The organism is Gammaproteobacteria bacterium (assembly GCA_013001575.1).
In the GTDB taxonomy this organism is placed as follows: Bacteria; Pseudomonadota; Gammaproteobacteria; order Steroidobacterales; family JABDMI01; genus JABDMI01.
In genome coordinates, this window is sequence record JABDMI010000059.1 from 1 (window position 1) to 25,727 (window position 25,727).

A 25,727-nucleotide genomic window follows, 5' to 3' on the forward strand; every position below is an offset into this window, starting at 1 on the left:
GGAATACCTGACTATGCTGGAATGGGACAACATCGACACTGTATTACTGGACATGGACGGCACTTTGCTGGATCTGGCCTTTGATAACCTGTTTTGGGTCAAACTGGTGCCCGAACACTACGCCAAAACCCATAACATGAGTCACTCGGATGTCATCGAAAGCCTGGCCCCGCATTTTGAGCAGAAGCGCCATAGTCTGGATTGGTACAACCTGGATTACTGGTCAGATTATTTAAAGATCGATCTGGCGGCACTCAAAGTGGCACACCAGCAACACATCGATTTTTTGCCCATGGCGGAATTCTTTTTACAGCGTTTGCAAAAACAGGAACAACAGGTTTTGATCGTGACCAATGCTGACCCCAAAGCCTACATGATCAAACACGCCAAAACCGGGGTGGGTGACTGGGTGGATGAGGTGATCACCTCGCACGATCTCGGTTACCCAAAGGAAGAACAGGACTTCTGGCATGTACTGCAAGAACACGTGGGCTTTGACAAAAGCACCAGTTTATTTGTTGACGATTCCCCGCGGGTGCTACAGGCCGCGCACGATTATGGTATTGAACATGTGGCAGCGATCTGCAAGCCGGATACGTCTCGCGAGGGCTCGGCGTTTACCGACGAGTCGTCCCTGCAGGAATTGCCCGAACGCGTGCATCGCATTGACGGGGTGATGGATCTGTTGGGAATTTGATCCCTGTGAAATTACCAGATCAGTCCAGATCGCTTATAAGGCCGACTGGTCCGGATCGCGCTCTTTTAATGGCGGTGTGCTAAAGCGCGAACGCTTTTTAGCAGTGCTGTCTTCAACAGGCGCTTTGCGTGGCAAACGATTACGTAAGCGCATTTTGTGTTCCAGCGCCTGATATTTTTCTCGCCTTAGTAGTTCCTGACGCTCGGCATGAAAAGCCGCCTGTTGTTCCTTATCGTTATCATCATGCTCGTCGCTGCGCCAATTGTCATCGTCGCTTCCGGGCCTCGCTTGATCGCGGTCGGCGTAAGGGCTGGAACGAGAGTCTGTGTTGCGTTTGTCAGGTCCACGACTTCCTTGGCCACGACTCCCTTGGCCGCGTTTTTCCTGGCCACGCCGTTCAGAGCGCCCGCCACGCCCATCGCGGCCGGAGCGTTTGTCTTTGCGACGGGCTTTTTCCGGAATGGTGATCTCGGGTAATTCCGGTAATTCCTGTTGAACCGGAATTTTGTAACCGATGTAATCTTCAATCTCGGGCAAAACCATCACATATTCATCACAGCCAAAACTCAAGGCATGCCCGCTGGCGCCGGCACGTGCTGTACGCCCGATGCGATGTACGTAGTCTTCGCGATTATTCGGCAGGTCGTAATTGAATACGTGGGTTACATCCGGAACATGCAAACCACGCGCTGCCACGTCGGTGGCGATCATGATCGGCAGTTTGCCCGAACGGAAATCGGCCAGCATGGACTGGCGTCGACTTTGTCTCACATCACCGGAAAAAACCTGGGCATGAAAACCGTTGGCGCGCAAGGTTGCCCCGAGGTGTTCGCCTTCGTGTTTGGTATTTACGAATACCAAAACCCGGGCGTTGTCATTCAGTTGATTGAGATGATGTACCAGTAAGGGTTTTTTTTGTTCCTTGGACGGAAAATAGATCTTTTGTTCAATATTTTCTGCGGTTACCGATTCGGTTTTAATGCGCATGAATTTCGGATCGTGCATGTGCTCATACGCCAGTTCCAGCACACGTTGTGAGAAAGTGGCCGAGAACATCAGGGTCAAGCGCTCACCCGGAGGCGGCATATTGCTGTACAAATACCGAATGTCCTGAATAAAGCCCAGATCAAACATGCGATCTGCCTCGTCCAGAACCATCACATCCAGAGTTTTTAGACTGAACACCCGCTGTTTGAAGTAATCGATCACACGACCCGGAGTACCGATCAGAATGTCCACGCCTTTTTGTAATTCTTCGCGCTGAGTCACGATGCCGGTGCCGCCATAGACCAGTACCGCTTTTAGATCGACACTTTTTCCGAGGTCTTGAAAGTCTTTATGAATTTGTATCGCCAGTTCACGCGTTGGTGCAATGATCAAGGCGCGCGGATCCCAGGCTTTTCTTTCCGGGCGGGCTTCAGTGGACAATAATTTCTGAATGGTCGCAATTAAAAACGCAGCGGTTTTACCGGTTCCGGTTTGCGCTTGACCGGCTACGTCTTTTCCTTGCAAGGTGGATGGCAAGGTCTGGGCCTGAATTGGTGTGCATTTCTCAAAACCGATCGAATCCAGTCCTTTTAACAGATCAGGCGCAAGACCCAGATCGGCAAAACGCAGATCGGCATCCGGGGTGGTTTGGCTTTGGGTTTCGGGATTTGGGGGTGATGTGTCGCTCATAAAATTCCTGCAAAATACTCAGTCTTGGACCTGGAATGGATAAATTATTATCAAAAAACTCGAATAACTCAAAAAAACCGCAAAAAAAGCTTGCAAAATCAGTTCAGAAGCGGTCAAATAGACATTGATGCTGCGTTAGATTATTAATCAAAAACAACTAACGCCAAAAACAATCAAGTTTAGTGAATAAATGCAACTTACTAACACTTGGCACATCTAGCAAACTTTCTGTCAGTTGATTCCCAATATTCTTACTTTCATCAACTGTGCCGATATCGGATTTGCGTCATTGTGCCGATAAACTCGCTGTCTGCAAAGCGCTGTTGCCGCGACAGTATACAGAGACCTGCTTCCCGAATTAACAGTTTTACCGAAACCTATAGATAATCTAGAACAGTTAAACAACTTTCCAAACACTATTTATCAATTTAATCTCATTTTTTACCCTTTTTTCTCGTTCTGCGGGATGAAATTTCACACCTTATTGGAGGACAACACTGGTGAGTGATCTCATTAAACACACAAGCGAAGCCGATTTTGGCAAAGACGTACTCGATAGCAATGTACCGGTTCTGGTAGATTTTTGGGCCCCCTGGTGCGGCCCCTGCAAAATGATCGCCCCCATCCTGGATGCCGTTGCCCCGGACTATGACGGCAAAGTTGGTATCGTAAAACTTAACATCGATGAAAACCCCTCGATCGCGCGTAAATACGGCGTTCGCGGTATTCCGACCCTGCTGCTGTTTCGTGATGGCAATGTACATGCCACACACATCGGCGCACTTTCGCAGGCCCAACTCACACAATTTTTGGATAGCAACCAGTGAAACCAAATTATCTCGGCGGCGCAAACGGCGGCGGCACCCAAGCGCGTGGTGGCAAGAAAAAGTCCACACGTAAAAAATCCAATCGTTCCAGCAGTAATCGCAAAAGCAATTATCGCCCGCGACGTTCCAACAAAGACATCAATTACGATGATCTCGAACTGGAGATCCTGACCGACGAAGAACTCGCGGCCAGCGAATCGGGCATGAATCTGACGGAACTCAAAAAACGTCCGGTTGCCGAAATTGTTGATATGGCCGAAGAGCTTGGCGTGGAAAATGCCGCGCGTATGCGTAAACAAGATATTATTTTCGAGTTCTTGAAAGCGGTTTCACGTAACGGCGAGATGATCTTTGGTGACGGTGTATTGGAGATCCTGCAAGACGGCTTCGGTTTTTTGCGTTCTTCCGACAGTTCCTACGTTGCCGGTCCCGATGATATTTATGTGTCACCCAGCCAGATCCGTCGCTTCAACATGCGTAACGGCGACTCGGTTTCAGGTTTGATCCGTGCGCCAAAAGATAACGAGCGCTATTTCGGATTACTCAAAGTACGCGACATCAATTTCGAACATCCGGAAAAAGCACGCACCAAGGTTCTGTTTGAGAACCTGACGCCGTTATTCCCGAACAAACGCCTGCAACTGGAATCCGGCAACGGCAGCACCGAAGACATCACCGCACGGGTTATCGACATGGTTGCCCCGATCGGTAAAGGTCAACGCGCCTTGATCGTATCGCCACCCAAAGCCGGCAAAACCATGCTGCTGCAAAACATTGCACAGTCCATCCATACCAATCATCCCGAATGTACCCTAATCGTACTTCTGATCGACGAACGTCCCGAGGAAGTGACCGAGATGCAGCGTACGGTGCATGGTGAAGTGTTGTCATCCACCTTTGATGAACCGGCGGCACGCCATGTGCACGTGGCAGAAATGGCGATTGAAAAAGCCAAACGACTGGTCGAACACAAAAAAGACGTGGTTATCCTGCTCGATTCCATCACGCGTCTGGGCCGGGCTTACAACACTGTTGTGCCTTCGTCGGGCAAAGTTCTCACCGGTGGTGTGGATGCGCATGCCTTGCAACGTCCCAAACGCTTTTTTGGTGCGGCGCGTAATGTTGAAGAGGGCGGCAGCCTGACCATTATCGCAACCGCCCTGGTCGACACCGGCTCGCGTATGGATGACGTGATCTTCGAGGAATTCAAAGGCACCGGTAATATGGAAGTGCATCTGGATCGTCGTATCGCCGAAAAACGCATTTATCCGGCCATCAATATCAACCGTTCCGGCACGCGTAAGGAGGATCTGTTGCTGGCTCCGGATGAATTACAAAAAGTCTGGATCCTGCGTAAGCTGGTACATTCCATGGACGAGATCGCAGCGATCGAATTCCTGATCGATAAAATGAAAGACACTAAAACCAACGCAAGTTTCTTTGATTCCATGAAACGCTGATTCAACTAAAAAAACACTTGCGAATAGAACGCTCTGTAAGCTAGGCTTACCGGGCGTTTTTTATTTACGTTTTATTTTTGCTTTATTCTAGTTGACTCCAGAGGATCCGTTATGAAAAAGTTAGTATTGTTGTTTCCACTTTGCTGTTTAATTGCTTGTGCAAATACGGTAATTCCAGAAGCCGATAAGCAATCTATCACGCCAGCTGGTGACCTAAGTGAAACGGCGCAAACCCCGGCAAGTAACACAAATAAAAAACCAATGCCGCAACCCTGCACAACCTCACACTATCGTCAATTCGACTTCTGGATCGGGGAATGGACCGTAACCACACCGGACGGTAAATACGCTGGCAAGAATTCCATCCAGCCGATATTAAATGGCTGCGCTTTGTACGAAAGCTGGACGGGTGCCAGCGGTTATCGAGGCGACAGCCTGAATTTTTACGACACTAGTCGCGGCGTCTGGCATCAGACCTGGATCGACTTTGCCGGCGGGCCATTGTATGGCGATGGTGGTCTGGTGGATGGCAGCATGGTACTGAGCGGTTCCGGCAAAGATCGCAAGGGCAATAACATCACCAACCGTATTACCTGGACACCAAACGCCGATGGCAGTGTGCGTCAGCATTGGGAAGTCTCCAGCGATGCCCAAGCCAGCTGGAACACGGTATTTGATGGCCTGTATAAAAAGACCGAACAGTAATATCGTGTTCTCGACGAGCTCTCGAATACAGTCTTTAAATTTGTAAAGTCAGACCAGCCTTTAGTTCATGCGATACATTCAGAATGTTTTAATTGCCATTGATCAGTTGGGCAATGCCCTGGCTGGCGGGCATCCCGATAATACTGTATCCGCACGCGTGGGATTTTTTTCCGAGCACGCAACAATGGGGCGAATTTGCTGGAAAATGCTGGAAAAAATTATCGATTTTGCGTTTTATCCGCTGGAAGGGCCAGGTCATTGCAAGCGAGCGTATTTGAAAGATATGCAAGAGGAATTCTTTGAAGCCAGTAAAATTCCCTACATTATTTTGAGTTTGTTTATTTTGCTCACAACACCTTTGATAGGAATAATTTTGCACTTGCTGGTGCTCGTATTTCCTGGTCTGGGTTGGGAGGCCAAACAAAAAGCCTTGCAAGCACAACAATCACCCGATTCGGATGACAGCAATGAATAACTGCCACTAAATGTTTGGCCACTAAATGTTTGAACTGATCCTGCTCGGTGGATTCGCTTTCGCCGTTTCCCTGTTAACTTTATTTTCCGGCTTTGGCCTGGGCACTTTGTTGTTACCGGCCTTTGTGTGGTTCATGCCGGTTGAAGCCGCGGTCGCGACCACCGCGCTGGTGCACGCCGCGAATAATTTGTTCAAACTGTTCTTGCTCGGGCGTGCGGCGAATAAAAAAGTGCTTATGCGTTTTGGCTTGCCGGCTGTGGTCATGGCCTTTGTTGGCGCCTATGCGTTAACCCGATTTTCCGGCGCTGGTGTGTTGTATCAATGGGAATTTCTGGGCCGCGAGGCCGAGGTCAGCAGTATCAAGATCGTGCTTGGCAGTCTGATCCTGGCATTTGCCTTGTTTGAACTGGTGCCACGTTTGCAGAAAATGCGCGTCTCCTCCCGATATTTGTCCTTGGGCGGTGCCATGTCGGGGTTTTTTGGTGGACTTTCCGGGCACCAGGGCGCCTTGCGTGCGGCCTTTTTGACGCCACTGGGCTTAAGCAGTAGTGAATTTGTGGCCACCCAGGCGGTGTTGGCAGTAATGGTGGATGCCGCGCGTCTGCTGATCTACGGTTGGGCATTTGTTTTGCTCAAGAACACCAGTGTGGAGATTCCCTGGAACCTGGTTGCGGTGGCCAGTGTGAGTGCGTTTGCAGGTGCGGTTCTGGGTAAAAAGATGCTGCACAAAGTTACCATGCACAGCATTCGTTTACTGGTCGGAAGTTTATTGCTGCTGGTTGGAGCTGCCCTGGTTGCGGGTATCGCCTGACCGAATTTTGTCTATTCAGTGTCAGGAATTGGCGATTGGGTTTTGTTCTCTGGCAATTGCGCGATACCCGATGTCGTCACGGTAATAGACCTTATTCCAGCTGATCTGTTTAACGCCTTGATAGGCCTTTTGTTGAGCTTCAGTGGCGCTGGTGCCTTTGGCAACCACGCACAGAACACGTCCGCCATTGGTGACGATCTTGTCGCCCTCTTGTTGGGTGCCGGCGTGAAAAACCTTGCAATCGGCGGATACATACTCAAGGCCGTTTATCTGATGGCCTTTGGCGTAACTCAAGGGGTAACCGCCCGAGGCCATGACCACACCGATCGCAACCTGACTGTCCCAGTTGGCGGTCTTAAGATGTAAATTACCATCCAGGGCCGCGTCGCACAGATCGGCCAGATCACTGTTGAGGCGATACAGGATCGGTTGGGTTTCCGGATCTCCAAAGCGACAATTGAATTCGATGACTTTGGGGGAACCATCCGGACTCACCATCAATCCGGCGTATAGAAATCCGATGTACACAATGCCGTCTTGTTCCAGTCCCTGCAGGGTCGGGCGAATGATCTCATCCAAGATTCGCGCATGCAATTCGTCATCCATACGCGGTGCCGGCGACACCGCACCCATGCCGCCGGTGTTTGGACCTCGATCAGCATTGTCGCGGGCTTTGTGATCTTGCGAACTGGCCATGGGCAGGATGGTATGACCATCACCCATGACTATAAAACTGACTTCCTCGCCATGCAGAAATTCTTCAATCACAATTTTATGACTGGCTTCACCAAAAGCCTGTTCGCCAAGCATCGAACGCACGGCTTGTTTAGCTTCGTCCAGGGTCATGGCCACGATCACGCCTTTACCCGCAGCCAGACCATCGGCCTTGATCACAATCGGTGCGCCCATTTGTTCTACATAAGCCAGGGCTTCATCTACTTGGGTAAAACTTTGATAGTCGGCGGTTGGAATATTGTGACGGTGTAAAAAATCTTTGGTAAAACTCTTGGAACCTTCAAGTTGAGCCGCCGCTTGGTTCGGGCCGAAACAGCGTAAGCCATTGGCGTTGAACAGATCTGTAATGCCCAATACCAATGGCACTTCGGGACCGACCACGGTGAGATCGATGGTGTTTTGTTTGGCGAAGTCACACAAAGCCTGAATATCATCCGCGGCAATTTCGACATTTTCCACCCCGTCTTCCAGCGCCGTACCCGCATTACCCGGGGCGACATACACAATGTCGGTGCGCGGGGACTGTTTGAGTTTCCAGGCGAGGGCGTGTTCGCGTCCACCTGAACCGATTACCAGTATTTTCATAACTGTCTCTGTGACGATAGTGACAAAATTGCCTAGTGGCGAAAGTGACGGATGCCGGTGAAGACCATCGCCATGCCGTGTTCATTCGCAGCCGCAATCACCTCTTCATCACGGATCGAACCACCCGGTTGAATGATCGCGCTAACACCGGCTTTGGCGGCGTTATCAATACTGTCACGGAAAGGGAAGAATGCATCCGAGGCCATGGATGAACCGGCTATCTCGAGTTTGGCGTCCTGGGCTTTGAGAATGGCAATGCGAGCGGAATCCACGCGACTCATTTGACCGGCACCAATCCCGACGGTTTGATTATTCTTGGCGTACACAATGGCATTCGATTTAACGAATTTGGCCACGGTCCAGGCGAAATACAGGTCACGGAATTCGTCGGCAGTCGGTTCGCGTTTGGTCACGGTCTTGAGGTCGTCCGGTGATGCCGAGTGTTGATCCCAGTCTTGCAGGAGTAAACCGCCGTGTACGCGTTTGCCTACATGGCCGGTTTTTAATTCATTCACCCATTCGCCGGTTTCCAGAATACGTACGTTCTTTTTGGCGGAAAAAACCACCAATGCATCCGGTTCAACTTCAGGGGCAATCACCACTTCCACAAATTGTTTGCTAATAATACTGCGTGCTAGCTGACCGGTTAGTGGCCGGTTGATAGCAATAATTCCACCAAAGGCCGACGTGCTGTCACAAGCGAAAGCCTGTTCATAGGCGCTGCTAAGGTCATCGGCGATCGCTACACCACAGGGATTGGCGTGTTTGACGATCACACAGGCAGGATCAAGAAAACTTTTGACGGTATCCAGTGCGGTGTCGGCATCGGCAATATTGTTATACGACAAAGGGCGTCCTTGTAACATGTTTGCGGTTGCAATATTGGCACCACGATCGTCTTCCGCGCGGTAGAAAGCTGCGCGTTGATGCGGGTTTTCACCATAACGCAAGTCCATGATCTTGGTGTACTGATGGGTGGTCTGTTCCGGGAAAATATCCAGGGTTCCGTGTTCATCGCGACGATTCAGATAATTACTGATGGTTGCATCGTAATACGCCGTGTGAGCAAAGGTTTTGCAGGCCAGGCGATACAGTGTGGTGTTGGATAATTGCGCCTGACTTATCTTCAGTTCCTGAAGGACACTGGAATAATCTTTGGGATCAACCACGACTCCTACGAATGCGTGGTTCTTGGCAGCAGCCCGCAACATCGTAGGTCCGCCGATATCAATATTTTCAATAGCCACATCCATGGTGGTATCGGGCTTGGCTGTTACTTCCTGAAAGGGGTATAAATTGACAACCAGCAGATCAATGGCATCTATCTTGTGTTGCTTGAGCACTTCATCATCAATACCACGGCGTGCCAGAATGCCAGCATGAATTTTCGGGTGCAGGGTTTTTACCCGGCCATTCATGATCTCGGGGAATCCTGTGTAATCCGATACTTCAGTGACCTCTATACCATTTTCACTTAAATGCCGCGCGGTTCCTCCGGTTGATAATATGTGAACTCCAAGAGCCGCCAGTCCACGGGCAAAGTCCACGAGTCCGGTTTTATCGGAAACTGAGAGCAAGGCAGTTTTAACAATCGACATAGTAATTCCTGTGTATTTGGTGTAACTGTGCTTTTAGGGCACTTATTATAACTTATTGTTTTATAAATAAAAAACGCTCCGTCCTGGTCTGCAGGTGCGGAGCGTTTGTGAGTACGGTTAGGCGCCGGGATTAGTCAAGCATTCCGTAGGTTTTCAGTTTCTTACGCAAAGTACCGCGGTTGATGCCCAAAAGAATTGCTGCACGGCTTTGGTTACCACCGGTGTATTTCAGAATTTGTTTTAGCAGAGGAATTTCAATTTCTTGCAAAACCATGTTGTAAATACCGGAAGGTTTGGTGCCGTTAAGATTAGAAAAGTATTCTTGTAAGGCTTCGTCTGCGCAAGTGCGAAGAGGTTTGTTTTGACTGAGTAATTGTTCGGCTTGTGAAGGCTTGTTTTTTACCAGAGTCAGGTTATGTACATTATTTGTTGCTGTATTTGATGGATTCATTGTATTAGTAACTTTAGTAATTGTGGTTGATGAACAAAATGGCTAATAACAAAAAACAAAACAAAAAATCGGTGGGTGACGTTTAATCCAAACGCCAAACTGATTTCATGTGTAGATCAACTGAACGAGATTGTCTTAAGTATTTATTGTTATCAGTATTACTTAAGCGGCAAGCTCATTGTTTGATGTACCCAGAGTTTCCTCAAGTGCATCAAACATGTTCTGTACCAGGTTCAGTTGAGACTTGATACAGTCAGCCCGAACGATCTGTTTACGCCAGTTCTCCAAAAGCGGCTGAATATTTTCGGCCAGTCCGGATGCGCCTTTACAGTACCAGCCGAGGTGTTTGCGCGCAATGCGTACGCCTTGCTGGTCTCCATAAAATCTGTGCAGATCACTCAAATGGCCGCACATAATAGCACGCTGTTTCTGAATTGCCAGTGGTCTTAATATTGTTTTATTTTCGAGGTAATGCGCGATCTCATTGAACACCCAGGGCTTGCCCTGGGCCGCGCGCCCGATCATTAAACCGTCTGCCCCGGTGAGGTGCAGAACCTGCAAAGCTTTTACCGGATTATCCACATCCCCGTTGGCAAACACCGGAATGCTAAGTTGTTGTTTAATGGCACGAATCGTCTCGTACTCGGCCTCGCCCTGATATTTGTCGGCGCGCGTACGGCCGTGAATGGCGAGAGACTGGATGCCACTGTCCTCGGCGATTTTTGCAATATTCAAGGCATTTTTATTGGCACGATTCCAGCCGGTGCGAATTTTTAAAGTCACCGGAACGTCTACTGCTTGAACAGTTGCGTGTAGAATTTGCGCAACCAGGGCCTCATTTTGCATCAGCGCCGAGCCTGCGGCCTTGTTACACACTTTTTTCGCCGGGCAACCCATATTTATGTCGATGATCTGAGCGCCATGCTCGACATTCATCTGCGCCGCGGTTGCCATCATCTCGGCGTCTCCACCGGCAATTTGCACAATGCGCGGGGCCGGTTCACCACTGTGATCCATGCGCAGTCTGGATTTTCGGGTGTGCCACAAACGCACATCCGAGGTCAGCATTTCCGACGCGGCCATTCCGGCACCGTATTTTCGGCACAACATTCTAAACGGACGATCGGTCACTCCGGCCATTGGGGCCAAGGCCAGATTATTGGCAAAGGTATACGGTCCGATCGTGACCGGGTGAATATATTGGTTGGGTTTGCTGACCTGATACGGCATAGGTTCAATTATTTTTTTGGTTATTTTATATTTTAACTAAAATGGATTTAGTAAATTTTTTCCTGGCAACGAATCACGCCTTGTTTAGGCAAACACACTTCAACGTTGTAATCCAATGCAGCGTCACCGGGGTCTTTGAGGCGTACACTGACTTCAGCCCGTCCGCGTGCGTCCATTAAGCTTGTGGCATTTTCCGGTAAATAGTCTTCGGGCATCAAGTCGCGGTAAGCAACGCGCTCGCCCCAGCGATTGGTCATGCTCAATCGGATCAGTGGAAAGATCTGGGCATGTCCTGCGGTGTTGGTCAGACTGAAAGTGGCGAGTAATTCGTCTGGATCTCTTGGATTTAGTGACACACTGCTGGCATTTACCTCATAGGCATCCAGTTGCCAGTCGGGTTCGAGCTCAAAAGGCAGATTGGCATAGGCATTCTGCACGGCTTGTCCAAGGCTCGGGTGCAGGGCGAGTTGGGCACGATGCTGATGGATGTATTGAGCTGCAAAGGCCAGTACACTCAGTACAGCGAGCAACATCCAGCTCCGGGAACGGGCCCGCTTGGGTGTTCCCTGCATGGCATCCAGATCATCCAGGTTCAAGGGCACATTCTCATCCATGGCGTACAAGAATTCGGGATTCACGCCATCAACGGTTTCGGGTGCGTCGGGTTCAGCCAACTCCCAGTCGCTGTTTTGTTCGCCGGATTGCTCGTGGTTGTCGCTGGCAGTCTCTGTTTCGATCTGTTGGTCACCAGTTTCTGTGCCAGTATCGTTAACATTATCGTGAACAGGATCTTTAGCTGTTGCCTCCGACAACTCCAATTCGCTTGTGTCTGCTTGTTGAGGTGGGGATGAGTCTTGTTGCTCTGCCATAGACGCCTGCGCCTGATCAACCGAGATCAAGCCGTCCGGAGTGTGCATCCACAATCCGGTCACCATGTGCGCGGCAGGAATCTTTCCGGTATCAATCGGATTGCTTAAATTACTGTTTTCGTCATCGTTGTCAGGTTTGATGAAATCTATGGCGTAAAAAACAGTTTGGCATTCACCGCAACGCACTTCACCATCGGCACGGTCGAGGACATCGGCATTAATATAAAAACTTTCATCACAATTCGGGCAATAGGTTACATGCTCTTCGTCACCCAGCTGTTGTGACGGGGTTTTTAACTGTGCCGTTATACACACCCAGTCACCGTCGTGGACGGTATCGTCGAAATTAAAATATTTTTCATAAGCCTCACGTACAAGGCTTTCTTGTTCGCCCAGCACACCCGATAAGACAATATGTCCACCACGCTTGACCCGGCGACGAATGTCTTGAGCCAGTGCGATGAGCGGGGTGGCGAGAATATTGGCCAGAATAATGTCGTAATGTTCGTTTTGATCCCAGTCGCTGTCTTCGGGCAAATAGGCCGAGAGCTTTTTGGCCACATTATTGCGTTCTGCATTTTGTAAACTGGCCTCAACCGCCTGGATGTCGATGTCGATGCAAGTGGCGTGCCTGGCGCCAAGTTTCAGGGCCGCGATCGCGAGGATGCCCGAGCCACATCCAAAATCCAGCACCGTTTTGCCACGTAGTTTGGCAGCATCCAGCCAGCTCAGACACATTGCGGTAGTCTCGTGGGTGCCGGTGCCGAATGCAACGCCGGGATCCATATCAACGATCACATCTTTTTTGCCTTGTTGCTCCTGTGGAATTTCTTGTCCATCGGGACATATCCATAAACGCTTGCCAAAACGCATGGGCTTAAAGTGATTCAGCCATTCGCGTTCCCAGACCTTGTCTTCGACCTGACCTTGTTCGATGACGGTATAGGTTTCCGGTCCAAATTCGTTTTCCAGCGCTGCCTTGATCACATACAGGTCAGTGTCGACCTCAAACAAGGCCGTGAGATGGGTTTCTGTCCATAACGGCTGGGTATCGAGTTCGGGTTCCAGGATCGGTTCATCGCCGCCATCGGTGAAGGTCACCGCGACCGCGCCCAGGCTCAGGAGCTGATCCTCGAAAGCCGCAGCATCGGACGAGTCTTGCAAACTGATGGTGATGGAATTCCAGGCCATACGAGTAGTGTAATTGTTTAAATGCGCTTAATCAGAAACTATTTGGTTTCCAGGAAACGCTTAAGGCGTTTTTCCAGATAGTGAATATCCGTGCCACCGTTCTTAAAGGCCGCGTCATTGAGTAAACGACGTTGTAGTGGAATATTGGTTTTAATGCCGTCAATAACCATTTCACTCAGTGCCATGCGCATTTTGTAAATGGCAGACAATCTATTGTCACCATGCACGATCACCTTGCCGATCATGGAATCGTAAAAAGGCGGTACCACATAACCGGTATACGCTTGAGAATCCACACGCACCCCGGGGCCACCCGCCGGATGCCAGGTGTTGATCTTACCTGGGCTCGGGGCAAAGGTATCAGGGTCTTCGGCATTAATGCGACATTCGATCGCGTGACCACGGATCTTGATGTCTTCCTGTTTAATTTCCAGCGGATGTCCGGCGGCAATGCGTAATTGTTGTTGCACAATGTCCACACCGGTGATCATTTCGGTAACCGGGTGCTCAACCTGGATTCGTGTGTTCATTTCGATAAAATAAAACTCGTCATTCTCGTACAGGAATTCGAATGTGCCAGCGCCGCGGTAGGCAATGTTTTTACAGGCCTGCACACACAGCTCACCGATCCGGGCACGTTGTTCTTCGGTAATGCCCGGCGCCGGAGCTTCTTCAATAACTTTTTGATGGCGACGCTGCATGGAACAATCACGTTCGCCCAGATGAATGGCATTTCCATGTTCGTCAGCCAAGATCTGTATCTCGACATGGCGAGGGTTTTCCAGATATTTTTCCATGTACACCACGTCGTTATTAAACGCGGCTTTGGCCTCGGCGCGAGTCAGGGCAATGGAGCTGGTTAAAGTCGCTTCGGTATTCACCACCCGCATGCCGCGACCACCACCACCGCCCGAGGCTTTGATGATCACCGGATAACCGATCTCTTTGGCCAGCTTCAGGTTGGTTTCGGCATCGTCTCCGAGTGCACCACCGGAGCCTGGCACACAAGGCACGCCGGCTTCGAGCATGGCTTTTTTAGCCGAGACTTTGTCACCCATCAGGCGAATGGTTTCTGCACGTGGTCCGATAAAGATATAGCCACTGTCTTCCACCACTTCGGCAAAGTCGGCATTTTCCGCCATAAAGCCGTAGCCGGGGTGAATGGCAACCGAGTCAGTAACTTCGGCGGCGCTGATAATAGCGGCCATATTCAAATAACTGTCGGTGGCCGAGGCCGGTCCGATGCACACTGACTCGTCGGCGAGCAACACGTGTTTTTGATTAGCGTCGGCGGTGGAATGCACGGCCACAGTTTTGATGTCTTGTTCACGGCAGGCACGCAAGATTCGCAAAGCGATCTCGCCGCGGTTTGCGATCAGGACTTTTTCAATTTTGGAACGTACTGGCATAGTGGTTTAACCCGTCAGTAATGTGTTGGTGTTTGGCTACTTTATTGTGAGTTGTCTTTAGTGCGAGTTAATTGGTCTGAGTGCACAATTCGATTCACTGCTTAAAAATTACTTATTCAATTATCACCAAGGGTTGGTCAAACTCAACGGCTTCCCCGTTACTCGCCAAAATGGCTTTGACCCGACCAGACTTGTCGGCCTCGATCTGGTTCATCATTTTCATGGCTTCGATAATGCAAATGGTGTCACCCGCATTGACTGTAGAACCCACATCCACAAACGGTGCGGCATCAGGCGAGGGCGAGCGATAGAACACACCAACCATGGGCGATAAAACCTTATGCCCGCTCGGGGTATCACTCGCGGGTGCAGGGTTGTCGCTAGCAGGAGCGGTCGCCGGAGCAGGGGTAGCAGGCGCTGCAAACTGGGCGACTGGTGCAGCAGCCATGGGTGGGGCAGAACCGTAACGTGCCAGGCGTACCGACTCTTCCCCTTCATGAATTTCCAATTCAGCCAGATCGGATTCTTCTAACAGCTCGATCAGTTTTTTAATTTTTCGAATGTCCACATTACACTCCCCGACCAAACGGTCGTCAGTTTGGTTTTTATTATGTTTGTTGTTGAGTTTGTTGTTCCGTTAAATAGCGATCGGCGGCATGCAGGGCAAAGCCATAACCGGCAAGGCCAAAACCACAGATCACACCTTGCGCCATATCGGAAAAGAACGAATGATGTCGAAATGCTTCGCGCGCATGCACATTGGATATGTGTATCTCGTAAAAGGGAATGTCCACACTGGCCAATGCATCACGAATCGCCACACTGGTGTGAGTAAACGCGGCCGGATTGAACAGGATCATGTCGATGTTTTGAAAACTGGCATGGATCTTGTCGATGATCTCGTGTTCGGCATTGGATTGAAAACTTTCCAGACGGTGGCCCAGGTCCGACGCACGCTGGTGCATATCGGTTTCCAGCTCGGCAAGAGTGGCCGCGCCGTAAATATCGGGCTCACGCGTGCCGAGACGATTCAGATTGGGTCCATTCAGGAGTAGGAAATTTGCCATGGGCGAAAATCGATTGAAATGTTCGTATTAACCAGAAGGCCGCAAGTTTAACGATTTTCACTGCCATTTGCAGTAATTTTCGCAGAATTTCTCCCGTTTCTTTACATCGCACTGCAACAAATCAGCATCTTGGGGTGTTTGCATCAGGAATTTCTGCTTTAGGGGTTTTGCACTGACTTGATCAGGTGCGACAATTGCGCGGCATTGAGTTCGCCGGTGTAGGCTTTTTTGATCTGGCCATCAGCTGACAGGAACAAAGTGAACGGCAAGGCAATAAAATCGTAATCAAAAGCCTGACCGATACGAATGGTCTCATTCACATCACTGATCAGGATGGGGTAATTAAATCCGGCCGTTTGCATATAGTCTTGCACTGCGTCGCTGTCATCCATGGCGATTCCCAAAAACTGCACATTGTCATTTTTGAGTTGTTCCTGGGCGTCGATCAACACCGGAATTTCTTTACGACAAGGCGGGCACCAGGTCGCCCAAAAATTAATTACCAGGGTTTGATCTTGCCAGGTATCCAGAGTAACCGGGTTGGCTTTAATGTCTTTAAAGGCAAGCTTGGCCAGATCAAACTCGTTTTGCCCGGGCTCATCAGGCACTACTTGCAGAGTTAAATTTTCGCTATCTCCGGGCTTATCATTTCCTTGCATTGCGGCCTGTTCAGGCTGGGGCTGTATTACATATTTATACACGCCAAAACCGGCTAATGCCGAGGCCAGCATTAACAAACCGATCAGGCTGATGTCTTTTATTACTTTCATGGATTGAACCAACAAACTAAAATTATTTGAAAATGCAGAAGGATAAATTTTAAAATCATTTTGGCATACGTTTGAGGTGCGCCAAAAATTCGGATTCGGGTTTAAAGCCATACAAACGCATGGCCGAGATTTCCTTGCCAGTGTTATCAAAAAATAACATGGCCGGTGGACCGGGAATATTCAGGGATTGCTGTAAGGCTTTGTCGATGTCGTCGTTCGGGGTCACATCGGCTTGTAATAAAACCCAACCGGCCAAGGCGTTTTGTACCGAGGCTTTTTCAAACGTGTATTTTTCCATTTCTTTACAAGCAATACACCAGTCGGCGTAAAAATCCAGAAATACCGACTTGTTCTGGCTTGCGGCCATTCTCAGCTCACGTTGCAGATCATCCTGGCTTTTTATACGCTTGAATGGCAATTCACGGTGTTCGATCGATGCACTGCCCAGTGCGATGTTATTCAGCGGACGCAAAGGATCTTTGGCGCCGGTTAAACTGCCAACCAGTAACAGTCCGGAATACAACAAGGCTAACAGACCCAAGCCTTTGAATATTTGCTGTATTAAACCGCTGCTGGTGGTGAGCGGTTTGAACAGTCCGGCAAACACCGCGCTTAACAGGGCCAGTAAAGACCACAGTAACAAGGTTGCCGATGGCGGCAAGATGCGTTCGAGCATCCACACCGCGAGTCCCAACATCAACAGACCAAAGAAGTTTTTCACATGCTCCATCCAGGCGCCAGCGTGCGGCAAGGCTTTACCCATCGAGGTACCGAATATGATCAATGGAAAGCCCATGCCCAACGCTAGAGCGAATAAAGACACACCACCTTTCACGGCGTCACCGGATTCAGCGATCACCAAGAGCAAGGCAGAAAGCGGCGGGGTCACACACGGACCGACGATAAGGGCGGACAAAAAGCCCATGATCGCGGCACTGAGATAATGCCCGCTTTCTTGTTTGTTGCTCATTTCAGCCAGTTTGGTTTGTACGCTGGCCGGCATTTGGATCTCGAATAAACCGAACATCGATAAGGCCAACACTAAAAATATCAAGGCAAAGGCAATGATCACGGCGGGGTGCTGGAAAGCTGCGGTCAGGTTTTGTCCGAGTTTGGCGGTGATGATCCCGGCCAGGGTAAATACCAGGGCCATCGACAACACATAGATCACAGATAAGTTAAAGGCCTTGCGGGTACTGACGGTTTTCTCATCGCCGCCGGTAATGATGCCCGACAAGATCGGCACCATAGGCAACACACAGGGGGTAAAGGTTAACAGCACACCAAAACCAAAGGCGAGCAGGGCACTGAGTAACAGGTTTTTGGAGGCGAAACGCTTGGCCAAAGATTCGTGTTCGGCTTCGGCCGGAATTACAGTGTAAGTGTCCTGATATTCACCGCTCTTTGCGGCGGTTCCGGCGGGTAGATTGACTTCCACCTCGGTGACCGACGGCGGATAACAAATACTGTCTTCTTTACAACCCTGGTAATTCGCGATCAAGGTAAGTTTCGTGGCACTCGCGGGTCGCTCGATGATCGGTATACGAATATTCGCCATCCCGAAATACACCGGGGTCTCGCCAAAGATCTCATCGTCTTTTAATTTCGCCTTGGGAAACAGCGGCTGACCCAGTACCACCTCGGGGTTGTTTGATTCAAAGGTCAGTTTGTTTTGATACAAGTAATAACCGGGTTCGGCAAACCAGTTGGCGTTCAGGTAACCGTCGTCAGTTACGTCCAGCGTCAGTTGAAAAGCTTTATCGACCGGAAGGATCTCATCCTGGCTGTGGGTCCCGCCACCAAACAGGTCCACCAGATCGCCAGTCTCACCTGGTGTGGCGCTGGTGTTTGAATCAGGGACTGCATCACTTGCATCCAGACCATGCGGGGCATTGGCGAAGGCGGCTTCGATCTCGCCGGCTACGGATTTTTCATCTTCGGGAATCGGCGTGCCAACGTAACTGACCCCGCCACCGGCATCCAGCACCACATTGCGTGTGGTTGGTGGATAACAAATGCTATCGGTCAAACACCCTTGGAAATTGTAGGTAAAAATAAAATCGCTGGCCGTGGCTTGGGTGTTTCGAATCGGGATGAGTAATTCCAGGTCTTCGGCGTAAATTTCGGTATCACCCACAAACTCGTCATACGCCTCAATTGCCGGGGGGAAATCCACCGCACCCACCGCAGCCGGATCACCGTTGATGTCAAAACCAAAGGCATGCTTGTAAAGATAGTAGTCATCCCGCATCGAGATCTTGAGCGAAATGTGCTGGTCTTGTACCGCCACTTCTTGCGGAAAGGCCTGATCGACCGGTAAGGGATCAGCGGCTTGCAAGGCAATAAAACCACTTAGTAGGGCGCTTAAAGTCAGTAAGGATTTGAGGAAGGTTTTGTGCATGATGCTCTGGTTATATGGTTTTAGAGGCGTATTGTAATGGTAATTGTTGGTTTGTTTCACTTTACTGCGCTATTCATAAAGGAAAATCTTAAGTTTGATCTGGATCCCGCGGTCAAGCCGCGGGAGAGTAAATTTAAAACACATGTATGCAAATATAAGCCATTGGTGTACATATATAGTAGAGACACTCGAACCGGTATAAAGATTTCATGTTTATTTGCTTATTAGCCTAAGTTCAGTGCAGACCGGGATCCATGGGCTTGTATGGATTCCTGCCTTCGCAGGAAAGACGGCTTCTTCATATCGTCACCCCGGCTTTCTTTTGGGCCGGGGTCCATGGGTTTTTATGGATTCCTGCCTTCGCAGGAAAGACAGCATATTTTGAGAATGCCGTCATCACACCCCTCAACCCTGTCATCCCGCGGCTTGACCGCGGGATCCATCCACACTAATTTCGATTCAGATACCGCTGTTAAACCGCGGTATGACAACTTTGATCGACTTTAGCCTTGCAGGAATTGTGGCGACTTTATTTCGACCTATGGGGTTGACTTCAGCCTGGCTGGACTGAAAAGGAGTTATTTTTTTGGTGAGACCTTGACTTTTGAGCATCCCGACCTAACATTAGCAGTCATCACGAGAGAGTGCTAAAAGTGGTCTCTCACCAGTTACCCCGTAATTTAAATAAACTACATATAATTCAAGGAGTTATATCAATGAATATTCGTCCGCTACATGATCGCGTGATCGTCAAGCGTCTGGAAGAAGAAGCAACCTCCGCAGGTGGCATCATTATTCCGGATTCGGCAACTGAAAAACCTTCCCGCGGCAAAGTGACCGCAGTCGGCAATGGCAAGATTCTGGAAGACGGCAGCGTTCGTGCTTTGGAACTCAAAGTGGGCGACACCGTATTGTTTGGCAAGTACAGCGGTACCGAGGTCAAACTCAATAATGAAGAATATCTGGTCATGCGTGAAGAAGACGTATTGGCGGTCCTGGGTTAAGTGACATTTCAAATGTCATTCCTGCGCAGGCAGGAACCCATTTAGAAGATTCAAAATTTAAAGTTAATTAGAGGAATTTCAACATGGCTGCAAAAGAAGTCAAATTTGGTGATGATGCGCGTTCGCGTATGGTCCGTGGCGTGAATGTTCTCGCCAATGCGGTAAAAGTTACATTGGGTCCCAAGGGTCGCAATGTTGTATTAGAAAAAAGTTTTGGTGCGCCAACTGTCACAAAAGACGGTGTGTCGGTTGCTAAAGAGATCGAGCTTGCCGATCGTTTTGAAAACATGGGCGCTCAAATGGTTAAAGAAGTGGCGTCGCAAACCTCCGATACGGCAGGTGATGGTACCACCACGGCAACGGTTCTGGCTCAGGCAATTTTGCGTGAAGGCTTGAAGTCGGTTGCTGCGGGTATGAACCCGATGGATCTCAAACGTGGTATTGATAAAGCGGTGATCGCTTCAGTGGAAGAATTGAAAAAATTATCCCAGCCTTGTGAAGACGATAAAGCCATTGCCCAGGTTGGTACTATCTCGGCAAACTCCGATGAGAAGATCGGTGGCATTATTGCCGAAGCCATGCAAAAAGTGGGTAAAGAAGGTGTTATTACGGTTGAAGAAGGTTCTGGTCTGGATAACGAACTGGAAACCGTTGAAGGTATGCAGTTTGATCGTGGTTACCTCTCGCCTTACTTCATTAACAACCAGCAAAGCATGAGTGCTGAGTTAGAGAATCCGATGATCTTGTTGCACGACAAGAAAATCTCCAACATCCGTGAATTACTCCCGGTACTGGAAGCCGTGGCTAAGTCTGGTCGTCCATTACTCATCATCGCCGAAGACATCGATGGCGAAGCCTTGGCTACTCTGGTGGTCAACAACATTCGCGGTATCGTGAAAGTGGCTGCGGTTAAAGCGCCGGGCTTTGGTGATCGTCGTAAAGCCATGTTGCAAGACATCGCAATCCTCACGGGTGGTACGGTAGTTTCTGAAGAAGTCGGTTTGTCCTTAGAGAAAACCACATTGGAAGAGCTGGGTTCGGCCAAGAAAGTACAGATCACCAAAGACAACACCACGGTAATTGATGGTGCGGGTGATACAGCCGGAATTAAAGATCGTGTTGATCAAATTCGTTCTCAAATTGAAGTGGCTACTTCAGATTACGACAAAGAAAAACTTCAGGAGCGTGTTGCGAAACTCGCTGGTGGTGTTGCCGTAATTAAAGTCGGTGCTTCTACTGAAATTGAAATGAAAGAGAAAAAAGCCCGTGTTGAAGACGCTTTGCATGCCACGCGTGCAGCGGTTGAAGAAGGTGTGGTTCCTGGTGGTGGTGTTGCCTTGATCCGTACTTTGAAAGCCTTAACATCGTTGAAAGGCGATAACGCTGATCAAGACGTTGGTATTTCAATTCTGCGTCGTTCTATCGAAGAGCCATTACGTCAGATCGTAAGTAATGCGGGTAGTGACGCGTCTGTTGTTTTAAATGACGTTGTTGCCGGTAAAGGTTCTTATGGTTATAACGCCGCTACTGGCGAATATGGTGACATGCTGGAGATGGGTATTTTGGATCCAACCAAAGTAACTCGTTCTGCTCTGCAAAATGCAGCCTCGGTTTCCGGTTTGTTGTTAACCACCGAAGCAATGGTTGCTGAAGCACCTAAAGATGATAGTGATGCCGGTGGTGGAATGCCAGATATGGGTGGCATGGGCGGCATGGGTGGCATGGGAGGAATGGGCGGCATGATGTAAGTTTTACATCCCGTTTATTCTGAATCATCCGATTCATGCAAAAGCCTCTCGATGAAATTCGAGGGGCTTTTTTTTAGTAATTGAAAAGTTACGATAAATGCAGCTCACAGTATCACAATATGAAACTCCGGTTTTGTGCCTTGAAATTATAGTATTTCAGGCTATTATCGAGTCATGAGAAAATTATTTCCCATGCTTGTTTCTCTGGCCATGCTCTCGGCGTGTTCCACTGGTAATCAGCACTCCGGTAATAGTGAGCCGCTATTGGTCTCGTCTGACCCGGACAAACCCATGCAAGTTTCCCATACACTCGATGGACAGTCATATGACGGGTCTATTCGTGCCAAAGGCATTATGGGTTTGATCAGTGTCAAAGGCACACTTTCATTTGATGATGGCATGCTGGTTTGGGAAGCGAAAGGTAGCAAAGACACCGCCCCCTATGAGACGCTTGCAGTGGAAGGCGGTATGGCTTTTGCCGCGACGGCCGTAATTGAGAATAATGAAACAGTGGCGTGGTCTGGAATTGTGGATGGCGACCAGCTCAAAAATGCCCGGGCCATCTGGACGCGACAAAAGGGTGATCTTGTGCATGACCTGTTATTACCTGATCAGGTAACGATGTTGTTCACGCCAAAAGAATAATCTATTTGTAGCGTATTCCGGCCACCCAGTACACCAGCTGTTTCTCCTGTATCTCTAAACTGATCTCGTCGTCCAGTTGTTTACCGAGTAGCGCTTTCGACATCGGTGAATCCAGGCTGATGTAACCGAGCTTCGGATTGATCTCGTCGGCACCAACAATGCGATAAGTGACGGTCTCGCCAGCTTCATTCTCCAAATCCACCCAGGCACCAAAAAAGATCTTACTGGTATCGTCGCGCGCTTCGACCACGGTCAGGTCCGGCATGCGTTTTTGCAAATAGCGAATTCGCCGATCGAGTCCGCGGAGTTCTTTTTTGCGATAAATGTATTCGGCATTTTCCGAACGGTCACCTTCAGCGGCCGCCTCGGACAAGGCCTTAACCACATCACGCCGGCGTATCCAGATCTCTTTGGCTTCTTTTTCCAATGCAGCAAAGCCTTCCGGCGTGATATAAGCCGATGGCATTGCTTGTGGCGGTCGGTAACGTCCCATTTGAAACCTTGTTTGAATCCTGATTGGAATTCTGATTTGAATTCTGATTTGAATTCTGATTTGAATACTGGATTGCATGATAAGGGAATATCGCGCTTGCGGGAATGCTAAAAATAAAATGACTCATGCTTTATCCTGATTTATTACTTGTATTTCGGGAAATAAAAAGGCCAGGAATACCCTGGCCAGTTTTTATTTGCTGAAAAATCTTATTTGGCTTTCATTTTCATCGACATATCCTTGCGATGATAAGCGATCATGTATTTTGAATACTCAAATTGTGCATTGAAATTGTCCAACAAGGCTTTGGCTTTTTTCTCCGATTTCATTTTTTCAGCCAGGAATTTGCCAAAGGGCGGGTCCTGCTTCATGTTTGCCATGCCTTTCATTGGCGTGACCAGGGATAAGCCACCTTTGCCTCCGATCTTCCAGGACCAGGACCAGTTACGCGGCCAGCCCCCTTCTTTGGCATGCATACTCATTTCCTTGATCAAAGCATTAATGGTTTCACCCGAGCCACGCTTAGGCTTGAACTGGGTTACGCCCACAAAGTTGTATTCCACCCCGGGACCCCAATTGGAATTTTCAAAATCCATTTTGAAGAAAGCGTGTGAATAACTCGCTACAAATGGGTCGACATTCTCGTTCCAGTGTTTTTGGGTGCCGGCCTCATTTTGCCATTGCATATAGGTGTCCAGATCGGCCCATTTCACACAACAGGTACGCACTACATAGAAACCCATTTTGTCGCCTACATACGGGGTATAAGTATCCCAATGTCGGGGATCGTTCTTGCTGCTACGAAATTTCATATGGTCTTTGAAGGCTTGCTCAAACTCACTGGCCATACCGGCTTTGGGTGTTACATACCAAGCCTCGGCTACATTCTGATCCGGTGGTGGCATTGCCTCTTCGGCATGCACAAAACTGAATGCCAATACGGTGATAAATAAAATAAAAGCTTGTGTAAAAGAATTTTTTTTCATGTTCCCAACTCCGTGCAGCAACATTTTCGTTGCAATGTGTTATTTGGTTATTGTGTAATCTTGTTGAATACGCTCTTTAGCCGAGTAAGCCTGCGCCTTCATCAGCTCACTTACAATGAAATTTTTACAATCGGGTAAAACCAGGTAATGACGTGTATCTTGCTCACTACACATCCACGAGAAAACCAGGGATTATTGTTAAAAATCAGCAAGATGCAAGCGTCACAATAGCGGTACATGCTGTGGTGCAACGAAGTTAGAACCTCCCCATAAAGCGGATTTGCGCGTCATTTAAGTGTTTCTAGAGCCGCTGATCCTGTGGTGCGGTTTACAATTTTTCACATTTTATATATGATAAATCTAATTCATATTAAAAAGGTTTTTAATATATAAATAAAGTATCAGGGCTGGAGATGAACAAGAGGGAGTTTTTTAATTACAGGTTGAATTAAAATGCTCAAAAAACTGATTACCGGTTTACACGACGCCACAAAAATTAAAGAATATATTGGTCAGCGTCTGGGAATCGATCAAGAAGGCCTGACACCAAGCGCCGACGAATTTGACCTGCTCGCCAAGAACACGCGAATTGTTGATTACACAAAATATTGTGCTGACTTTAGCGAAGGGCTAAAACTAGGCATTTACCAAGATACCCAGATGTATTTAACCCGGGGTTTGGAAATGTATATAGCCACGGAAAACATACATCGGGTACTGGATAGCATCGGCCCGGTGTATCGTGAGTTACTAAACGAAAAATATAATACTCGTTGCACGCATGAATTTTTAGCCATGTATTCCAAAACCGAGTTCCAGCGGCTACAAAAAATGTTTCGTGTCACTGGGCTGAGTTTTACCACGCAAAGCACCGAAACCGAACTGTGTTTAAATCTGTTATTACGTCCTGTGGGCAAGCCATTTATGGTGATTGGTAAACCCCCTAAAGGTAAAAAGTCTGGCGTGGATTATTGGGAAAAAACCGATGCCCAACTCAAAAGAGGCCATATCGGGATGTATGTGGATTCTTTCAAAAGCTAAAGAATAGCCCGGGTATTTAATAAAAATTAACCATTGAAAACTTTGAGAATTTACCGCGCATGGTTACAATAGATTGATATTCACAGGATTATTCAAACTATACAGGGACTAGTTCAACCGCACTACAACGCAATGATCAAAGATCTCGTTTCAAAAATCCAGGATAAGATCCAAAGCACCGGAACGTTTAAAAAATTGTTTAAACACGGTTCTAAGGCCGATACATTACCGCCAGACGATTTCGCATTACTGGTGAAAAACGGCCGTGTAGTGGATTACAGTAATTTGGGCCATCTCTACAAAGTGGATTTGCAGCTTGGTTTTTATCAAGACACCCATGACTATATAACCAAAGGCATTAATCCGGATGTTGCGACTGAGAATGTCGAGAAAGTACTTTCCTGGGTTCAATCCTATTACGAAAAACTGCTGCTGGAAAATTTTGCGGTAAAGTCTACTGAAGATTTTGTTGCTTCTAGCTATAACAAGCGATTCACGCGTCGCCAACAGTTATTCGAGGTGCCCAAGATCCAGTTTGCCCAGTCTAAAGAAACCGGGTTGTTTTGTTTGAATTTTCTGGTGCGTGCCGGAGGCGAACCTTATCTGGTTATTGGTAAAAAACCTAAAGGTAAAAAAGACGGTAAAGATTATTGGGAACGTTCTGAAGAGCGTGAAAAACTACGTCTCATTAAAACTCACAATAAGTAAATTTCTCTATTTAATTGCCTCAGCGATTAGTGTCTAAGTCTTTGGCGCCTTGTCCCGAGGCTAGGTCAGTTAGAGGATTTACAGGGTGTATGGACAAGGCGCCGCAGACAATTTCACTTCACTCACAAAAATCTTTTTAACTCA

The 25,727-nt window shown here is 48.6% G+C and carries 25 protein-coding genes; 12 read left to right on the forward strand and 13 right to left on the reverse strand.

Features of this window, described 5'->3' with window-relative positions:
* Window positions 1-697: GMP/IMP nucleotidase (yrfG, locus tag HKN88_05380; GenBank protein ID NNC97485.1), on the forward strand; the 697-nt coding region annotated here is incomplete at its 5' end.
* Window positions 698-730: 33 nt separating this feature from the next.
* Here the strand turns inward: yrfG and HKN88_05385 are convergent.
* A complete protein-coding gene (locus tag HKN88_05385) occupies window positions 731-2,374 on the reverse strand; it encodes a DEAD/DEAH box helicase (GenBank protein NNC97486.1) in 1,644 nt (547 codons plus the stop codon).
* Between the two features lie 500 nt (window positions 2,375-2,874).
* Here HKN88_05385 and trxA point away from each other — a divergent pair, with 500 nt between their 5' ends.
* The 5 genes from trxA to HKN88_05410 all read left to right on the forward strand — a co-directional run bounded on the left by trxA (window position 2,875) and on the right by HKN88_05410 (window position 6,652).
* The gene (gene trxA / locus HKN88_05390; protein NNC97487.1) at window positions 2,875-3,201 is read left to right on the forward strand and encodes a thioredoxin TrxA; all 327 of its coding nucleotides are present in this window, start codon (window positions 2,875-2,877) and stop codon (window positions 3,199-3,201) included.
* A gap of 203 nt (window positions 3,202-3,404) precedes the next feature.
* Window positions 3,405-4,661, forward strand: a complete 1,257-nt coding sequence (gene rho, locus HKN88_05395) for a transcription termination factor Rho (GenBank protein ID NNC97488.1) — start codon at window positions 3,405-3,407, stop codon at window positions 4,659-4,661.
* 111 nt (window positions 4,662-4,772) lie between these two features.
* A complete protein-coding gene (locus HKN88_05400; GenBank protein NNC97489.1) occupies window positions 4,773-5,366 on the forward strand; it encodes a hypothetical protein in 594 nt (197 codons plus the stop codon).
* A gap of 67 nt (window positions 5,367-5,433) precedes the next feature.
* Entirely contained in the window at window positions 5,434-5,841 is a 408-nt protein-coding gene (locus tag HKN88_05405) for a hypothetical protein (GenBank protein NNC97490.1), read from the forward strand.
* A 25-nt stretch (window positions 5,842-5,866) separates the two neighbouring features.
* On the forward strand, window positions 5,867-6,652 hold the full coding sequence (locus HKN88_05410; GenBank protein NNC97491.1) for a sulfite exporter TauE/SafE family protein: 786 nt from the start codon (window positions 5,867-5,869) through the stop codon (window positions 6,650-6,652).
* A gap of 21 nt (window positions 6,653-6,673) precedes the next feature.
* Here HKN88_05410 and purD read toward each other — a convergent pair whose 3' ends face one another.
* The 10 genes from purD to dsbD all read right to left on the reverse strand — a co-directional run bounded on the left by purD (window position 6,674) and on the right by dsbD (window position 18,958).
* Window positions 6,674-7,972 carry a phosphoribosylamine--glycine ligase gene (gene purD / locus HKN88_05415; GenBank protein NNC97492.1) on the reverse strand — a complete coding sequence of 433 codons (1,299 nt, stop codon included), beginning with the start codon at window positions 7,970-7,972 and terminating at the stop codon, window positions 6,674-6,676.
* A 32-nt stretch (window positions 7,973-8,004) separates the two neighbouring features.
* Window positions 8,005-9,570 carry a bifunctional phosphoribosylaminoimidazolecarboxamide formyltransferase/IMP cyclohydrolase gene (gene purH, locus HKN88_05420; protein NNC97493.1) on the reverse strand — a complete coding sequence of 522 codons (1,566 nt, stop codon included), beginning with the start codon at window positions 9,568-9,570 and terminating at the stop codon, window positions 8,005-8,007.
* Window positions 9,571-9,700: 130 nt separating this feature from the next.
* Window positions 9,701-10,021 carry a DNA-binding transcriptional regulator Fis gene (gene fis / locus HKN88_05425; protein NNC97494.1) on the reverse strand — a complete coding sequence of 107 codons (321 nt, stop codon included), beginning with the start codon at window positions 10,019-10,021 and terminating at the stop codon, window positions 9,701-9,703.
* A gap of 162 nt (window positions 10,022-10,183) precedes the next feature.
* Entirely contained in the window at window positions 10,184-11,218 is a 1,035-nt protein-coding gene (gene dusB, locus HKN88_05430; protein ID NNC97495.1) for a tRNA dihydrouridine synthase DusB, read from the reverse strand.
* 80 nt (window positions 11,219-11,298) lie between these two features.
* Entirely contained in the window at window positions 11,299-13,311 is a 2,013-nt protein-coding gene (gene prmA, locus HKN88_05435; GenBank protein ID NNC97496.1) for a 50S ribosomal protein L11 methyltransferase, read from the reverse strand.
* A gap of 38 nt (window positions 13,312-13,349) precedes the next feature.
* Complete coding sequence (gene accC, locus HKN88_05440) at window positions 13,350-14,720, reverse strand: acetyl-CoA carboxylase biotin carboxylase subunit (GenBank protein NNC97497.1); 1,371 nt, start codon at window positions 14,718-14,720, stop codon at window positions 13,350-13,352.
* Between the two features lie 112 nt (window positions 14,721-14,832).
* On the reverse strand, window positions 14,833-15,288 hold the full coding sequence (locus HKN88_05445; protein ID NNC97498.1) for an acetyl-CoA carboxylase biotin carboxyl carrier protein: 456 nt from the start codon (window positions 15,286-15,288) through the stop codon (window positions 14,833-14,835).
* Window positions 15,289-15,328: 40 nt separating this feature from the next.
* A complete protein-coding gene (aroQ, locus tag HKN88_05450; GenBank protein NNC97499.1) occupies window positions 15,329-15,787 on the reverse strand; it encodes a type II 3-dehydroquinate dehydratase in 459 nt (152 codons plus the stop codon).
* Window positions 15,788-15,945: 158 nt separating this feature from the next.
* Window positions 15,946-16,557 carry a TlpA family protein disulfide reductase gene (locus HKN88_05455; GenBank protein NNC97500.1) on the reverse strand — a complete coding sequence of 204 codons (612 nt, stop codon included), beginning with the start codon at window positions 16,555-16,557 and terminating at the stop codon, window positions 15,946-15,948.
* Between the two features lie 55 nt (window positions 16,558-16,612).
* The gene (dsbD, locus tag HKN88_05460) at window positions 16,613-18,958 is read right to left on the reverse strand and encodes a protein-disulfide reductase DsbD (GenBank protein ID NNC97501.1); all 2,346 of its coding nucleotides are present in this window, start codon (window positions 18,956-18,958) and stop codon (window positions 16,613-16,615) included.
* Window positions 18,959-19,345: 387 nt separating this feature from the next.
* Here dsbD and HKN88_05465 point away from each other — a divergent pair, with 387 nt between their 5' ends.
* The 4 genes from HKN88_05465 (at window position 19,346) to HKN88_05480 (ending at window position 22,355) form a co-directional block, all read left to right on the forward strand.
* Window positions 19,346-19,465 (forward strand): palindromic element RPE4 domain-containing protein, encoded by a 120-nt coding sequence (locus HKN88_05465; GenBank protein ID NNC97502.1) that lies wholly within the window; start codon window positions 19,346-19,348, stop codon window positions 19,463-19,465.
* 209 nt (window positions 19,466-19,674) lie between these two features.
* Entirely contained in the window at window positions 19,675-19,962 is a 288-nt protein-coding gene (gene groES, locus HKN88_05470) for a co-chaperone GroES (GenBank protein NNC97503.1), read from the forward strand.
* An 83-nt stretch (window positions 19,963-20,045) separates the two neighbouring features.
* A complete protein-coding gene (gene groL / locus HKN88_05475) occupies window positions 20,046-21,710 on the forward strand; it encodes a chaperonin GroEL (GenBank protein NNC97504.1) in 1,665 nt (554 codons plus the stop codon).
* 192 nt (window positions 21,711-21,902) lie between these two features.
* On the forward strand, window positions 21,903-22,355 hold the full coding sequence (locus tag HKN88_05480) for a hypothetical protein (protein ID NNC97505.1): 453 nt from the start codon (window positions 21,903-21,905) through the stop codon (window positions 22,353-22,355).
* A gap of 1 nt (window position 22,356) precedes the next feature.
* On the opposite strand, the gene HKN88_05485 is transcribed toward HKN88_05480, so the two are convergent.
* Both HKN88_05485 and HKN88_05490 read right to left on the reverse strand, forming a co-directional pair.
* Window positions 22,357-22,848 (reverse strand): transcription elongation factor GreB, encoded by a 492-nt coding sequence (locus HKN88_05485; protein NNC97506.1) that lies wholly within the window; start codon window positions 22,846-22,848, stop codon window positions 22,357-22,359.
* 209 nt (window positions 22,849-23,057) lie between these two features.
* The gene (locus tag HKN88_05490; protein NNC97507.1) at window positions 23,058-23,834 is read right to left on the reverse strand and encodes a hypothetical protein; all 777 of its coding nucleotides are present in this window, start codon (window positions 23,832-23,834) and stop codon (window positions 23,058-23,060) included.
* Between the two features lie 453 nt (window positions 23,835-24,287).
* Here HKN88_05490 and HKN88_05495 point away from each other — a divergent pair, with 453 nt between their 5' ends.
* Together HKN88_05495 and HKN88_05500 are read left to right on the forward strand one after the other, a co-directional pair.
* Window positions 24,288-24,875 (forward strand): hypothetical protein, encoded by a 588-nt coding sequence (locus HKN88_05495; protein ID NNC97508.1) that lies wholly within the window; start codon window positions 24,288-24,290, stop codon window positions 24,873-24,875.
* A gap of 132 nt (window positions 24,876-25,007) precedes the next feature.
* Window positions 25,008-25,583, forward strand: a complete 576-nt coding sequence (locus HKN88_05500) for a hypothetical protein (protein ID NNC97509.1) — start codon at window positions 25,008-25,010, stop codon at window positions 25,581-25,583.
* The last annotated feature ends 144 nt before the right edge of the window (window positions 25,584-25,727 follow it).

Coding starts and splice junctions, on each gene's coding strand:
- HKN88_05385 (NNC97486.1), bottom strand. CDS start 2,374: ATGAGCGACACATCACCCCCAAATCCCGAAACCCAAAGCCAAACCACC.
- rho (NNC97488.1), top strand. CDS start 3,405: ATGAATCTGACGGAACTCAAAAAACGTCCGGTTGCCGAAATTGTTGAT.
- HKN88_05400 (NNC97489.1), top strand. CDS start 4,773: ATGAAAAAGTTAGTATTGTTGTTTCCACTTTGCTGTTTAATTGCTTGT.
- HKN88_05405 (NNC97490.1), top strand. CDS start 5,434: ATGCGATACATTCAGAATGTTTTAATTGCCATTGATCAGTTGGGCAAT.
- HKN88_05410 (NNC97491.1), top strand. CDS start 5,867: ATGTTTGAACTGATCCTGCTCGGTGGATTCGCTTTCGCCGTTTCCCTG.
- purD (NNC97492.1), bottom strand. CDS start 7,972: ATGAAAATACTGGTAATCGGTTCAGGTGGACGCGAACACGCCCTCGCC.
- purH (NNC97493.1), bottom strand. CDS start 9,570: ATGTCGATTGTTAAAACTGCCTTGCTCTCAGTTTCCGATAAAACCGGA.
- fis (NNC97494.1), bottom strand. CDS start 10,021: ATGAATCCATCAAATACAGCAACAAATAATGTACATAACCTGACTCTG.
- prmA (NNC97496.1), bottom strand. CDS start 13,311: ATGGCCTGGAATTCCATCACCATCAGTTTGCAAGACTCGTCCGATGCT.
- accC (NNC97497.1), bottom strand. CDS start 14,720: ATGCCAGTACGTTCCAAAATTGAAAAAGTCCTGATCGCAAACCGCGGC.
- aroQ (NNC97499.1), bottom strand. CDS start 15,787: ATGGCAAATTTCCTACTCCTGAATGGACCCAATCTGAATCGTCTCGGC.
- HKN88_05455 (NNC97500.1), bottom strand. CDS start 16,557: ATGAAAGTAATAAAAGACATCAGCCTGATCGGTTTGTTAATGCTGGCC.
- dsbD (NNC97501.1), bottom strand. CDS start 18,958: ATGCACAAAACCTTCCTCAAATCCTTACTGACTTTAAGCGCCCTACTA.
- HKN88_05465 (NNC97502.1), top strand. CDS start 19,346: ATGCCGTCATCACACCCCTCAACCCTGTCATCCCGCGGCTTGACCGCG.
- groES (NNC97503.1), top strand. CDS start 19,675: ATGAATATTCGTCCGCTACATGATCGCGTGATCGTCAAGCGTCTGGAA.
- groL (NNC97504.1), top strand. CDS start 20,046: ATGGCTGCAAAAGAAGTCAAATTTGGTGATGATGCGCGTTCGCGTATG.
- HKN88_05480 (NNC97505.1), top strand. CDS start 21,903: ATGCTTGTTTCTCTGGCCATGCTCTCGGCGTGTTCCACTGGTAATCAG.
- HKN88_05485 (NNC97506.1), bottom strand. CDS start 22,848: ATGGGACGTTACCGACCGCCACAAGCAATGCCATCGGCTTATATCACG.
- HKN88_05490 (NNC97507.1), bottom strand. CDS start 23,834: ATGAAAAAAAATTCTTTTACACAAGCTTTTATTTTATTTATCACCGTA.
- HKN88_05495 (NNC97508.1), top strand. CDS start 24,288: ATGCTCAAAAAACTGATTACCGGTTTACACGACGCCACAAAAATTAAA.
- HKN88_05500 (NNC97509.1), top strand. CDS start 25,008: ATGATCAAAGATCTCGTTTCAAAAATCCAGGATAAGATCCAAAGCACC.